Raw genomic sequence first — 13,704 nt, 5'->3', positions numbered from 1 at the left:
GCGGCAAATTACTCAACAATCACCTTCACTTTCGGTTTAGACAGCAGAATTTTAATCAACTCAGTGAATTTCACCGGTTTATAAAAGTAGTATCCCTGCTGGAACGTAATGTCATTTTTGTTGAGATAGTCGAGTTGTTCTTTGGTTTCGACGCCTTCAGCCACAATGCTCAGCGAAAGCTTGCGGGCCAGGTCCAGCACGCAGTCCAGAATGCGCGTCGAATCCGGATCGGCATTGACCCGTGCGACAAAACTTTGGTCGATTTTTATATAATCAATATGTAGATCATGAAGATAAGACAATCCCGAATAGCCGGTACCGAAATCATCCAGCGCAATCACAAAACCGTTTTCGTGCAGGGTATTCAACGTTTGTACCAAATCTTCATCCACGTGCAGCGGCTCGCGTTCCGTCACTTCAAGCACCAGGTTGAGATCCTTGCGGTGGAAACTGTCTTTAAAGCGCAGGCACTCGTCGACAAAGTCCGGCTTGGCGATATGCGACGCGCTAAAGTTAATACCGACATGAAAACCCTCCGGCAGTTTGCTTTCGATGGCGTTCATATTGTCCACGACCTGCGCCATCAGGCTACGCGTCAGCGGCACAATCAGCCCCGATTTTTCCGCCACCGGAATAAACGACGCCGGGGAAATATAGCCCGCGCGCGGGTGTTTCCAGCGGGCAAGCACTTCAACGCCGCGCAGCGTCCCCTCCCTACCGTTCACCACCATCTGGTAAAAAGGAACGATTTCACCGTTGGCTATCGCCCGGCGCAGCATCTCTTCCGGCGTCATCTCTTTGTTCAGGTATTTACCCAGCACATAAGCCGTGACAATTGAGATAACGCCAAGAAAAAGCAGGATGCCAAATCCGCGGGTGATCATGCGCTGTAGGCTAAATAACGGCGGCTGATTGTAGACAATACTGAAGGGATATTTTGTCGAGCTGATTTGCCCGCTATAGCGAGCGTTTCCGCTCACCACGTCGCCGGACATGCCAATCGTCGACTCCCCTACCCGTAAGGCAAAATGCACGCCCTTCAGAGGGACATTCAGCGCGCCGCGAATATGCTGGTCGCTAATGGTGACCAGGATGCGACTGGCGGTTAACTGAGTGCTATAGATAAGAATTGGCTGCCCATTCGACGTCTCGCGTGCAGGTGCCAGCAGCAAATTACGCGCCTCCATCGGCGGAATTTGTGACAGTAAAATACGGTTCCCCGGTAGGGATGAGCACCAGATCGCGCCACTTTTCACAATAACAATCGTGCGCAAATGTGGCTGCAATGCCGCTTCAGTACCGAGCTGATATTGCCCCTCCGGATTACATCCTTTATTCGCAATATCGGTGGCCACGCGGGTCGCCCGGAAAGCTTCATCGAGAATAAGGTTGATATTATTGGCGGCATATCGGGCGCCGCCAAGACTTTCCGCACGAGAGGAATACCAAAGCTGAGTATTCAAAATAAAAACACCGGCCAGAAACAGGCACACGGCGGCAATGACAGGAAGAAGCGCGCTACGCATTATCATGTCCTGGGCGAAGAGATTTATTTTTGGCTGTGGATAGTGAGTCGCGCAAATACGCGAATAAAGAAAGGATGGTCGAGAGAAGCAGAAATCGCCATTAGACCAATAACATTTTGCCATTTCTCTTGCCGGGAAAAAGGCACCCCGGCGACACCGGAGTACCTTGAGAAGCTTACTCCAGTGCCAGCAGCGCGAAGCTCGCCAGCCAGTGGCCGCCGCTGTAGTGGCTGCCCACCACGTGCTCAACGCTGGCCGCCAGATGGCGCGCCACGGCGTCGCCCAGCGCTTGCTGCGCCGCATGGTCTTGCGGCAAAGCGCGGGCGATATGTTTCATACACCAGGCGCGGCTGAGGTTCAGGCCGTCAAGATGGGCAATTTTCGGGTCGGTACGGTCGCTCACTTCCGCCGGGTTCATCAGTGCCGACACCGACGCCACGTCCGGCAGGAAGGCATCAAACCACGCCGGGAAGTTCCTCGCGACTTTGCTCATCAGCAGCGCTTCGGTCAACGCGCCGGAAATATACTCGTCACCGCCCGGTTCATAATGCGCCGGGTACTGCGTGTCGGCCACATAGAAGCGGTTAGCGGCGTCGAGAATCGCCCCCTCCAGCGTCTTATCGGCCTGCGCGCGGGCGTAGTCCAGCCCCAGCGCCAGCGCGAAAGCGGTGTTGTAGTGCGTGCCCACGCGAATCGGGTAGGTCAGCTTGCTGAGATAATCGATAAGGCGGGTACGGATATCCTGCGTCAGCGGTTCGAGCGTCGCAAACCAACGCGCGGCCTGCGGCAGAGAGGCGTGTTTCAGCTCCTGCGCCAGCGCCAGCAGCCAGCCGTAGCCGTAAGGACGCTCAAACGACGCGCGGAACGGCGCGGTGAAATAGGCCAGCTCCTGCGCCACGTTTTCCTCGGTGAAGTGCTCGTCAAACAGCGCGATGATTTCATCGCGGCACGGCAGATCCGGGTAAAGGCGCACGCAGCGCAGCAGTAGCCAGTAGCCGTGTACCGCCGAGTGCCAGTCGAAGCAGCCATAAAAAATCGGGTGCAGCGTACGGGGCGGCAGCACATCGCCATCATCATTCAGCAGATGCATGATGTGGTTTGGATATTCCTGGCGCAAATAGGTCAAGGGCATACGGGCGAAAGCGTCAGCCTGATGTTGCGTTAATTCCATAACAGCTCCTGAAAAAGTCACCGCGCTTAGCGAAACACGAGGAAGTACATTAAAAAGACGTTCACCACCAGCAGCGGTAGGGCCGTGGGGATCTGAACCTTAATCACCTGATACTTATCTTTCAGCTCAAGCAGCGCGGCGGGCACAATATTGAAGTTGGCGGCCATCGGCGTCATCAACGTGCCGCAGTAGCCGGCATACATCCCAATCGCCAGCAGCGGCGCCGGGTTGCCGTGGTGAAGATGGATCAGGAACGGCAGCGCAATACCGGCGCTGAGTACCGGGAAGGCGGCAAAGGCGTTGCCCATGATCATGGTAAACAGCGCCATACCGACGCAGTAAATCACCACCAGCATGAAGCGGTTATCCGGGTTCACAAACAGGCTCACCACCTTCTGCACCGATTCGCCGGTATCCGCGACCACAAATACGCCGCCCAGCATGGCGAGCATCTGCGGCAGAATCACCGCCCAGCCAATGGTGTCCACCAGACGGCGAGACTGACGAATGGCATGCAGCGGCGTGCCACGCGTCAACCACCAGCCGGTCAGAATGGCCGCCACACAGGCCACGCACAGCGCCGCCAGCGTCAGTTGCTTCTGGTCAAGCAGATACACGCCGCCAATCGATACGCCTTTCAGGAACAGCGTGCCGATGACCGTCACTACTGGAATCATTAATGCAGGCAGGAATAACCAATTTTTCAGTCGGTTAGACGAGGCAACACGTTCGCTGTCGCTCGACATTTTGTATTCGCCTTTGCCAACCAGCCCACAGCCCGCCAGCAGCGCTATGACAATCACCGCCCCGCCGATAATGCGATAAGCCAGCGATTTCCCCAGTTCCTGGACCATCAGATCGCCAAACAGGAAAATCCCGCCGAACAGGAACCAGAACAGCGCGGTGGTAAAACGTTTCGGGTTGCCGCGATCGCGCAGCGTCATGATAACCAGCAGCATCACGACAAAACCGATCAGGTAATAAACGCGATTGATGGTGATAAGTGTACTCATGGCGTCACCGCCTTCGAGCCTTGGGCGTTGCGCCACGCCATCACGTCACGGCGAATGCTGGCGTCCAGACGCAGCAGGCGAATCATGTGGATAATCAGCGCGGAAATGGCCGTCGGAATAGCCCACAGGCCAATATGCAGCGGTTCAATCCCGCTAATCCCGTTCTCTTTGAGGAAGGCGTCAATCAACAGCACCGCGCCGAAGGCGATAAAAATATCTTCGCCGAAAAAGACGGCAATATTGTCGCAGGCGGCGGCGTGCGCTTTGATTTTATCGCGGATGTGCTGCGGCAGTTCGCCGTATTCATTCAACGCCGCCCCTTCCGCCATCGGCGCCAGCAGCGGGCGTACCGTCTGTGCATGACCGCCCAGTGACATCAGGCCCAGCGCGGCCGTCCCCTCACGCGCCACAAAGTAGAGCATCAGAATACGCGCCGAGGTGGCGCTGGCGATTTTAGCCACCCACGCCTGCGCGCGCTCCTTCAGACCGTAGTATTCCAGCAGGCCAATCACCGGCAGAATCAGAATGAAAGTCGCCAGTGAGCGGCTATTCACAAACTTTTCGCCAAAGGTTTCCAGCAGCATGCCGAAATCCATGCCAACCAGCAGTCCTGTCGCCAGACCGGCGACAACGACCACCAGCAGCGGGTTAAAGCGCAGCGCAAAGCCAATCACCACCACCGGAATCCCGATAAGCGGCATCAGTGTCGTACCGTCCATAAACGTTTACCCTATCCAAAGTGTGCGTTGCACGCCGAAGGCTCTTTTTTATCGCGTCACCTCAAGGTGAAGCGTGCGGCATTGCGGCGAACGATGTTGTGTTGTGTCATCAGACCGCGTAAATCTACGTATGCGTCATCGGTCTGTGCTAAAAATCTATATCTGAACGCGGATAACATGTAAACAATTTATCAATAAAACGTTCTTATATTATCTCGTTTCATTTACATTCTTTGCGAATAGTCACAATTGCGTAAGGACAGTTATGACCTCGAAAAAAACAGCTACACCTGCCACAAACGACGATATCAACGAAAGCCGGATCGTCTCCTCACGCCATCTGATCTCCGAGCGCTGCGCGGAATTATCGGAGCTGGAGTACGCCCTGATCATGACCAGTAACGCCTTCAACAAATGGATGGTGCGCTGTATGACCGCGGCGGGCGAGCCGGATATGGGGGCGTTTGATGTGTCACTTTTGCATCACGTGAACCATCGCAATCGCAAGAAGAAGCTGGCGGATATCTGCTTTGTACTGAACGTGGAAGACACCCACGTGGTGACCTATGCGCTGAAAAAACTGGTCAAAGCGGGCTACGTCACCAGTGAGAAAGTGGGTAAGGAGCTCTATTTCTACACTACGGAAGAAGGGAAAGCGCTGTGCATGAAATACCGCGACGTGCGGGAAGCGTGTTTGATTTCGATTCAGGTGGAGAGCGGTATTCCGGGACATTCGATTGGCGAGACCGCCCAGTTGCTGCGGACCATCTCGTCGCTGTATGACACCGCCGCGCGGGCCGCGGCGTCGCTGTAGCAAGGCGCTCGCCGGGGACGGACGACGAGCGCAGGAAACTCAGTCGGCGCGTACAGCAATCTGCCGGGCGTCGAACGCATCGCGCAGCCGACGAGCGAATGCCAACGCCTGCGCGCCGTCACCGTGCAGACACACCGTCTGGGCATTCACCTTTGCCCAGACGCCATCACGGCTCATTACCCGGCCATTCAGCACCATTTCCAGCGTACGGGCTACCGCCTCATCCTCATCGTGAATCAGCGCGCCAGCCTCGCTACGCGGTACCAACGAGCCGTCCGCCAGATAGCCGCGATCGGCAAACACTTCTTCCCGAGTGGTCAGCCCATGATGTATGCCTGCGCGAATGAGCTCGCTACCGGCTAACCCCACCAGGATAAGAGACGGCTCAACACTGTGCACCGCTCTGGCGATAGCATCCGCCAGCAGCGGCTCTTTCGCCGCCTGGTTGTACAGCATGCCGTGAGGTTTAACGTGCGTTAGCGCACCGCCTTCGGCGCGGGCGATCGCCGCCAGCGCGCCAATCTGATACAGCGTCTGCGCATAGACCACGTCAGGCGGTAGCTGCATCGCAGTACGGCCAAAGTTTTCCCGGTCGGGGAAGCTCGGGTGTGCGCCGATAGCCACACCGTGTTTCAGCGCCAGCAACACGCTCTGGCGCATGGTCTGCGCGTCCCCGGCATGGAATCCACAGGCTATGTTGGCCGACGTAATCAGCGGCATCAGCGCGCTATCGTTCTCACAGCCTTCGCCGAGATCGGCGTTTAAATCAATCTTCATCGTTCAATCGCCATTCCAGTTGTTCAAAGTAACGCTGCTGCTGAGCGCGCGCGGCCAGCGCCTCTTCCAGCGTGCAGAGGTCAAAGTGTACCGTTTCACCGAGCCGGATTTGCGCCAGGTTGTACATGTCCGCCTCAATCACGCAGGCAATGCGCGGGTAACCGCCGGTGGTCTGCGCGTCGTTCATCAGTACAATCGGTTGGCCATTGTGCGGCACCTGAACCACGCCGGGGAGCAGACCGTGGGAGAACATCTCACGAGATTCCGTACGCTCCAGCACCTGGCCCTGCATACGGTAGCCCATGCGATTGCTCTGCGGGCTGAGCTTCCACGGCGCGCGCCAGAAGGACTCGTGCGCCGCGGCGGAAAATTCATGGTACTCCGGCCCCGGTAAAGCGCGTACGCGGTTGCCCCACAGCAACTGACGCACACCGCGACGCTGACGGAAGTCACGCGTTGCCGGGCGCAGCGGCAGGCGATCGCCCTCTTGCAGGCTTCGCCCCTCAAAGCCGCCGAATCCGGCCTTTAAATCGGTGCTGTAAGAACCCATCATGCAAGGCACATCGAAACCGCCAGCCACCGCCAGATAGCTGCGCATCCCACGTTTTGGCAGCGCCAGTTTGAGGCGCTGGCCCGCGCGCACCGGCCAACGCCAGCCGGACCACACCGGCTGACCGTCGAGCGTGGCCGCGCAGTCCGCGCCCGCGAGAGCAAACCAGCCGTCGCGATGAAAAACCAAATCACACTGCCCCAGCGTGATTTCCAGTACGGCGCTGTCGGCGGCGTTACCGACCAGCAGATTAGCGATGCGCAATGCCGCAGAATCCATCGCCCCGCAGCGGCTAATCCCCGACTGCCGTAGACCATGTCGCCCGCCGTCCTGCAAGGTGGTGCTCATCCCTGCGCGAATAATCTCTAACACACGCCCTCCTTAGACGGCACAAAACGAACCCGATCGCCTGGCTGTAGTAGCGTCGCTGGCTCTCGCTGCGGGTCGAACAGGCGTAAATCGGTACGGCCAATGATTTGCCAGCCACCGGGGGTCGGCAGCGGATAGATTCCCGTCTGACTGCCGCCAATTCCCACCGATCCCGCTGGTACGGCAAGGCGCGGTTCCGCCCGTCGCGGCGTCGCCAGTTCGGTTGGCAGGCCGCCAAGATAGGGGAAACCAGGCTGGAAGCCGATAAAGTAGGTGATGTAGTCCGCTGACGCGTGGCGTTCAACCACCTGCTGTTCACTCAGGCCAGTATGCCGCGCCACATCCGCTAAATCAGGGCCGTGCTCACCGCCATAAATCACCGGAATCTCTATCTGCCTTGAGTCCAGAGTCACCGCTTCGCTCTCTTCCCACCAGCGCTGTAAACGCTCGATGGCATCCAGCGCCAACGACGCCGGGTTACGAAGCATCACGGTGATATTGTTCATCCCCGGAATCACTTCAACCACTTCGGGCACTCCCGCCAGACGTTGCGCCAGCCCCCAAATCCGTTGCTGGCTTTCCAGCGTCAGCGGCGGTTCCAGCTCCAGAACCACCGCGCTCTCTCCTAACAGATAACACCGCGCTCGCTGCACGTTTTCACCTTTACTCATGCTGGGTTGCAGAGGCCGATGGATGTTAAAGTCGGCCACCATTTCCATTTACAATTCAGCAATAATGCAAATGTGTCAATGTCTTCAGTTTGGATCTGTACGAGCGAATCCGGTTATCTGAACGACGGGCAGTAAAAAGCCCGCATTATGCGGGCTTGATATATTTGGCAAATTCGCGCTTAGCGTGAACGCTTACTTGCTTTTCTTAATGTGTTTAATCAAACGCTTACGTTTACGCATCTGAGTCGGCGTCAAGGTATTGCGTTTATTCGCATACGGGTTCTCGCCTTCCTTGAACTGAATGCGGATAGGGGTGCCCATCACGTCCAGCGATTTGCGGAAGTAGTTCATCAGATAGCGCTTGTAAGAATCCGGCAGGTCTTTTACCTGGTTGCCGTGAATCACCACAATCGGCGGGTTATAACCACCGGCATGGGCGTATTTCAGCTTCACGCGGCGACCGCGCACCAGAGGCGGCTGGTGATCTTCAGCAGCCATGGTCATGATGCGGGTCAGCATCGCTGTCCCCACGCGGCGGGTGGAGCTGTCATAAGCTTCACGAATAGATTCAAACAGGTTACCAACACCGCTGCCGTGCAGCGCAGAGATGAAGTGCACGCGCGCAAAGTCGATAAAGCCCAGGCGGTAGTCGAGGGTCTCTTTCACCTGCTCTTTCACTTCCATGCTCAGGCCGTCCCACTTGTTGACGACGATGACCAGTGAGCGCCCACTATTGAGGATAAAGCCGAGCAGAGACAGATCCTGATCGGAAATGCCTTCACGCGCATCAATCACCAGCAGACAGACGTTCGCGTCTTCAATGGCCTGCAATGTTTTGATAACCGAGAATTTTTCTACCGTATCCGTCACTTTACCGCGCTTACGTACCCCGGCGGTGTCGATGAGCACGTATTCACGCTCATCGCGTTCCATCGGGATATAGATGCTGTCACGGGTGGTGCCCGGCATGTCATAGACCACCACGCGGTCTTCGCCGAGGATACGGTTAGTTAGCGTTGACTTACCTACGTTCGGACGGCCAACGATAGCGATTTTGATCGGCAGATCCTGCGGATTGAAGTCGTCTTCCGGCTCTTCTTCGCCTTCGCCATTTTCCGCTTCAAACTGCGCCCAGTACTCTGCGTCCTCGTCCACCTCTTCTGGCGGATTAACGTCATCCACGAACGGCAGCAACACCTGCTCCAGCAACGTGGTTACGCCACGGCCATGAGAGGCAGCGATCGGGTGAATGTCACCGAGGCCCAGCGACCAGAAATCGGCGACGGCCTGATCCGGATCGATACCATCGGTTTTATTCGCCACCAGGAAAGTCGGCTTTTCACGCGCGCGCAGATGGTTAGCGATGGCCTGGTCCGCCGGCATCAGCCCGGCGCGCGCATCAACCATGAACAGTACAACGTCGGCTTCTTCAATCGCCAGCAGCGACTGTTCCGCCATGCGCGTTTCCACGCCTTCTTCCGTGCCGTCGATACCGCCGGTATCGATACAGATAAATTCACGCCCTTCAACTTCAGCACGACCGTACTTACGGTCACGAGTCAGACCCGGGAAATCCGCAACCAGCGCATCACGAGTGCGCGTCAGGCGGTTAAATAGCGTGGATTTTCCAACATTAGGGCGCCCGACAAGCGCGACCACAGGTACCATGTTAAAGCCTCATTTACTCAAAATCTAAAAATAGCAAACGGCCCCTGATTAAACAGGAGCCGCCAATAGAGTTACGACAGCCGAAATTAACGCGTAATCGCGTAAACCGTGCCGTCTTTTGCCTGAATCAGCAGTTTACCGTCGGCGACCACCGGTTCCGTCAGGAAGCCGGAGCTGTCAACTTTCTGCTGCGCTTCAAAGCGCCCGTCTTCCGGGTTAACCCAGTGCATGTAGCCTTCGCTATCGCCGACAACCAGGCTGCCGTTATACAGCGCCGGTGCGGTCAGCAGACGGTGCAGCAGATCGCTCTGCGTCCACAGGGTCACGCCGCCGTCGGTGGTCAGTGCCAGAATACGGTCATTCTGATCGACGATGTAGATGCGGTTGCCGTCAACGATGAAATCATTCACCGAACCCAGCTCGCGTTTCCACAGAATCTGGCCGCTGCGCAGATCCAGCGCCGTCAGGTTACCATTGTAGGCTAAGGCGTAAACCACGCCATTCACGATAACCGGCGTGGTATCCACGTCGCTCAAACGGTCGATTTCGGTCGTGCCGGTCGCCTGGGAGATACGCTGCTGCCAAATCAGCTGGCCTTGCTGCATCAGGACCGCGCTCACGCGACCGTTATCGCCGCCAACAATCGCCGCGCCATAGGCCACAGCCGGTGCAGATTCGCCGCGCAGAGAGAGCGCTGGCATATCCAGGTTCACCGTCCACTTCACGACGCCACTGTTTTCATCCAGCGCCTGCAGCTGGCCGTTACTGGTGTGAACCAGCACCAGGCCATCGCTCGCCGTTGGGCGAGAGAGAACTTCACCCGCCGCGGTGGTCTGCCAGACGATAGAACCGTCGCCCGCGTCCAGCGCATAAACCTGCGCTTTTTCGCTGCCGACGTACACGTGGCCGCCGGAAACGGTCAGACCGCCGGAAAGCAGCGCCGGTTTACGAGAGAACCAGCCGTCTTTTTCCGCCAGATTCACGGACCAGACTTCTTTACCGTCATCCGCATTGACCGCTTTCACGGTGCCTTTACGGTCGGCGGCATACACCACGCTATCCGCATAAGCCGGATGCAGGTTGGAGTAGAAATCGCCAATCCCGCTACCGACGGAAACGTCCCAGGCGGTGGACGGAGTAAACTGGTTCTCTACGGTCGGCAGCGGAGACATTTTCACAACGTCTTCTTCGCCGCTGAACAATGAACAACCACTCAACAGAGTGACAGAAAGCAGTCCTGGCAAAAGTAGTTTACGCAATTGCATCGGGTCCCTCTCAGACGGACAAATTATTAATTTTCATGCGCATCATTTCACTGAGCGCCGGAGATGCATCGCTCTTAGCGCCAGCTTCCCACGCTGCACGCGCGCCCTGCTTGTCACCTTTACTGAGCAGGATTTCCCCGCGTAAATCAGCAACAATCGCCGTCCAGCCTTCGCCCTTCACGCCTTCCAGCGTTTTCAGCGCCGCATCAGCTTGCTTCATTTGCAGCTGAACGCGCGCCAGACGCAGGTTGATAACCGACTTCAGGTTGTCATCAGAAGCGGCAGCCAGCCCTTGCTGCAGCTGCTTTTCCGCCTGTGCCAAATCGTTTTTATCGACGAAGACCTGCGCCAGTTCCAGAGAAGCAAACGACCCGTAGGTGTTTTTGGTTTCGGCGGCGAATTTCTCTGCCGAGGCCAGCGCTTCCGGTTTCCCTGAGCTAAGAGAAGAAACGGCATTTTCGTAGGCCATGGAAGATTCCCGGGCCGAGTCTACCTGATGAGAGTTCCAGTAGCGCCAGCCGACCAGCGCACCGATCCCCAAAATTACCCCAACGGCCAGCGCTTTGCCATTTTCGGCAAAGAAGTTTTTAATCGCTTCAACCTGATCGTTTTCGTTATGAATTTCCACGCAGCCCTTCTCCTGATAATGATGTCCTGGAGATTAACCCAGAATAGTGCGCAAATGCGCGGCAACGCCTTCCTGCGTTACGGTTGTCTGCTCGCCAGAGCGCAAATCCTTCACGACAACAGTGGCTTGCTCAACCTCAGACTCACCCAGAACCAGGGCAATACGAGCACCCCATTTATCCGCGCGGGCAAACTGCTTCTTAAAGTTGCCGCCGCCATGGTTCGTCATCAGCTTCACGTCCGGTAACGCATCACGCACCTGCTCGGCCAGGCGCATTGCGGCTGACTGAGTTCCGGTACCTGAGGCGACCAGGTATATATCGACAACAGGATCGGCTTTAAATTCCGGATTAACTGCCTGAACTAATAAAACAAGTCGTTCCAGGCCCATAGCGAAGCCTACGGCTGGGGTCGCACGACCGCCCAGTTGCTCAACCAGACCGTCGTAACGGCCACCTGCACAGACGGTACCCTGTGAGCCCAGGCTGTTGGTGACCCACTCAAATACGGTGCGGTTATAGTAATCCAGACCACGTACCAGACGCTGGTTCACGGTATAGGCAATACCGGCGGCATCCAGCTGCGCGCACAGGCCAGCAAAGTGCTCGCGGGACTCTTCATCCAGGTAGTCGCCAAGCTTCGGCGCATCGTTTAACAGCGCCTGCACGTCCGGATTTTTAGAATCCAGCACGCGCAGCGGGTTGCTGTACATACGGCGCTTGCAGTCTTCATCCAGCACTTCCACGTGTTGTTCGAGGAAGGCGACCAATGCATCGCGGTAATTGGCGCGCGCGTCCAATGAACCGATAGAGTTCAGTTCCAGATTAACGTGTTCAGCAATACCCAGCGCACGCCACCAGCGCGCGGTCAGCATGATCAGCTCCGCATCAATATCCGGCCCCTGCAGACCAAACACTTCCGCCCCCAGCTGATGGAACTGGCGGTAACGGCCTTTCTGCGGACGCTCGTGGCGGAACATCGGCCCGATGTACCACAGACGCTGCTCCTGATTGTACAGAAGACCATGTTCGATGCCGGCGCGTACGCAGCCCGCAGTCCCTTCCGGACGCAGCGTCAGGCTATCGCCATTGCGGTCTTCAAAGGTGTACATCTCTTTTTCAACCACATCGGTGACTTCACCGATTGCGCGCTTGAATAACGGGGTCTGCTCTACAATCGGCAAACGGATTTCGCTGTAACCGTAGCTGCCGAGCACCTGCTTAAGTGTGCCTTCAATGCGCTGCCAGATGGCGGTTTCGCCAGGCAGATAATCGTTCATGCCGCGAATGGCTTGAATGTTTTTTGCCACGTTAATTCTCTTTATATATAAAAATGAACCCTCGGCGCAGAACACGCCCGCGGGGTTCAATCATACACGGGAAGCAAGCGGCTTCCCATCTCGTTATTTTTCAACCTGCTGAACGTCGATACGGCGAGCTTCATCCAGCACCGACGCTTTCGCGCGAATTCTGGCTTCAAGCTGGCTAATCATATCATCGTTGTCCAGGCGGTCTTTACGCACGCCGTCTTCATACAGGCCGCTTTTCTTATTGCCGCCGGTGACGCCCAGCGTCGACACCAGCGCTTCGCCAGGGCCATTCACCACGCAGCCGATGATGGAGACGTCCATCGGGGTGATGATATCTTCCAGGCGCTGCTCCAGCGCGTTCACCGTACCGATCACGTCAAATTCCTGACGGGAACAGGTTGGGCAAGCGATGAAGTTGATCCCACGCGCGCGGATGCGCAGCGACTTCAGGATATCGAAACCGACTTTGATCTCTTCAACCGGATCGGCTGCCAGCGAAACGCGAAGCGTGTCGCCGATGCCTTCGGACAACAGCAGCCCGAGGCCGATTGCGGACTTGACCGCACCGCTGCGCGCGCCGCCCGCTTCGGTGATCCCGAGGTGCAGCGGCTGATCGATCTGTTTAGCTAACAGGCGATAAGACTCCACTGCCAGGAACACATCGGAAGCCTTCACGCTGACTTTGAACTGATCGAAGTTCAGACGATCGAGATGATCGACATGGCGCATCGCCGATTCCAGCAGCGCCTGCGGGGTTGGCTCGCCGTATTTTTCCTGAAGATCTTTTTCCAGCGATCCGGCGTTAACGCCGATACGGATCGGGATGTTTTTATCGCGCGCACAGTCAACAACCATGCGGATACGCTCTTCGTTGCCGATGTTGCCCGGGTTAATACGCAGGCAGTCGACGCCGTACTCCGCGACTTTCAGCGCAATACGGTAGTCAAAATGGATATCGGCGACCAGCGGAACGTTCACCTGCTGTTTGATAAGCTTGAACGCTTCTGCGGCGTCCATCGTCGGCACGGAGACGCGGACAATGTCCGCACCCACGCGTTCTAACGCTCTGATTTGATTAACCGTCGCTTCGACATCCGTCGTGCGCGTATTGGTCATTGACTGGACGGCGATAGGTGCCCCATCGCCGATCGGCACGTTCCCAACGTAAATGCGTGTGGATTTTCTACGTTGAATAGGAGCCTGGTTGTGCATGAAAAATCTCCCG

General features: G+C 56.8%; 13 protein-coding genes. 1 reads left to right on the top strand and 12 read right to left on the bottom strand.

All coding sequences use genetic code 11. The annotated features are described in order from the left end of the window. Positions 1–8 precede the first annotated feature (8 nt). From ACW14G_RS01340 to ACW14G_RS01325, 4 genes are all read right to left on the bottom strand, one after another. On the bottom strand, positions 9–1,526 hold the full coding sequence (locus tag ACW14G_RS01340) for an EAL domain-containing protein (protein ID WP_249022903.1): 1,518 nt from the start codon (positions 1,524–1,526) through the stop codon (positions 9–11). A 175-nt stretch (positions 1,527–1,701) separates the two neighbouring features. Then, on the bottom strand, positions 1,702–2,697 hold the full coding sequence (locus tag ACW14G_RS01335; RefSeq protein WP_249022902.1) for a DUF2891 domain-containing protein: 996 nt from the start codon (positions 2,695–2,697) through the stop codon (positions 1,702–1,704). A gap of 26 nt (positions 2,698–2,723) precedes the next feature. Continuing rightward, positions 2,724–3,710 (bottom strand): DUF979 domain-containing protein, encoded by a 987-nt coding sequence (locus ACW14G_RS01330; protein ID WP_163446552.1) that lies wholly within the window; start codon positions 3,708–3,710, stop codon positions 2,724–2,726. Next, positions 3,707–4,429: a DUF969 domain-containing protein gene (locus ACW14G_RS01325; RefSeq protein ID WP_249022901.1), complete on the bottom strand. Its 723-nt coding sequence runs from the start codon at positions 4,427–4,429 to the stop codon at positions 3,707–3,709. Before ACW14G_RS01325 ends, ACW14G_RS01330 begins: the two co-directional genes overlap by 4 nt. Before the next feature lie 265 nt (positions 4,430–4,694). On the opposite strand from ACW14G_RS01325, the gene ACW14G_RS01320 reads away from it, so the two are divergent. Then, the gene (locus ACW14G_RS01320; RefSeq protein ID WP_163446550.1) at positions 4,695–5,243 is read left to right on the top strand and encodes a winged helix DNA-binding protein; all 549 of its coding nucleotides are present in this window, start codon (positions 4,695–4,697) and stop codon (positions 5,241–5,243) included. 39 nt (positions 5,244–5,282) lie between these two features. On the opposite strand, the gene pxpA is transcribed toward ACW14G_RS01320, so the two are convergent. The 8 genes from pxpA to ispG all read right to left on the bottom strand — a co-directional run bounded on the left by pxpA (position 5,283) and on the right by ispG (position 13,691). Then, on the bottom strand, positions 5,283–6,020 hold the full coding sequence (gene pxpA, locus ACW14G_RS01315) for a 5-oxoprolinase subunit PxpA (RefSeq protein ID WP_249022900.1): 738 nt from the start codon (positions 6,018–6,020) through the stop codon (positions 5,283–5,285). Beyond that, positions 6,010–6,942, bottom strand: a complete 933-nt coding sequence (gene pxpC, locus ACW14G_RS01310; protein WP_167575244.1) for a 5-oxoprolinase subunit PxpC — start codon at positions 6,940–6,942, stop codon at positions 6,010–6,012. The genes pxpA and pxpC overlap by 11 nt, the downstream gene beginning before the upstream one ends. Further along, positions 6,936–7,592 (bottom strand): 5-oxoprolinase subunit PxpB, encoded by a 657-nt coding sequence (gene pxpB / locus ACW14G_RS01305; RefSeq protein WP_064543672.1) that lies wholly within the window; start codon positions 7,590–7,592, stop codon positions 6,936–6,938. The genes pxpC and pxpB overlap by 7 nt, the downstream gene beginning before the upstream one ends. 210 nt (positions 7,593–7,802) lie before the next feature. Further along, the gene (gene der / locus ACW14G_RS01300; RefSeq protein ID WP_163448270.1) at positions 7,803–9,278 is read right to left on the bottom strand and encodes a ribosome biogenesis GTPase Der; all 1,476 of its coding nucleotides are present in this window, start codon (positions 9,276–9,278) and stop codon (positions 7,803–7,805) included. Positions 9,279–9,364: 86 nt separating this feature from the next. Beyond that, positions 9,365–10,543: an outer membrane protein assembly factor BamB gene (gene bamB / locus ACW14G_RS01295; RefSeq protein WP_163448271.1), complete on the bottom strand. Its 1,179-nt coding sequence runs from the start codon at positions 10,541–10,543 to the stop codon at positions 9,365–9,367. Positions 10,544–10,553: 10 nt separating this feature from the next. After that, positions 10,554–11,171 carry a YfgM family protein gene (locus ACW14G_RS01290; RefSeq protein ID WP_064543551.1) on the bottom strand — a complete coding sequence of 206 codons (618 nt, stop codon included), beginning with the start codon at positions 11,169–11,171 and terminating at the stop codon, positions 10,554–10,556. Positions 11,172–11,204: 33 nt separating this feature from the next. Next, on the bottom strand, positions 11,205–12,479 hold the full coding sequence (gene hisS / locus ACW14G_RS01285; RefSeq protein ID WP_167575243.1) for a histidine--tRNA ligase: 1,275 nt from the start codon (positions 12,477–12,479) through the stop codon (positions 11,205–11,207). Between the two features lie 93 nt (positions 12,480–12,572). Further along, on the bottom strand, positions 12,573–13,691 hold the full coding sequence (gene ispG, locus ACW14G_RS01280; protein ID WP_065355919.1) for a flavodoxin-dependent (E)-4-hydroxy-3-methylbut-2-enyl-diphosphate synthase: 1,119 nt from the start codon (positions 13,689–13,691) through the stop codon (positions 12,573–12,575). Between the last annotated feature and the right edge of the window lie 13 nt (positions 13,692–13,704).

It is taken from the genome of Kluyvera sp. (assembly GCF_965301105.1).
This window is presented reverse-complemented; position numbering and strand designations above follow the sequence as displayed.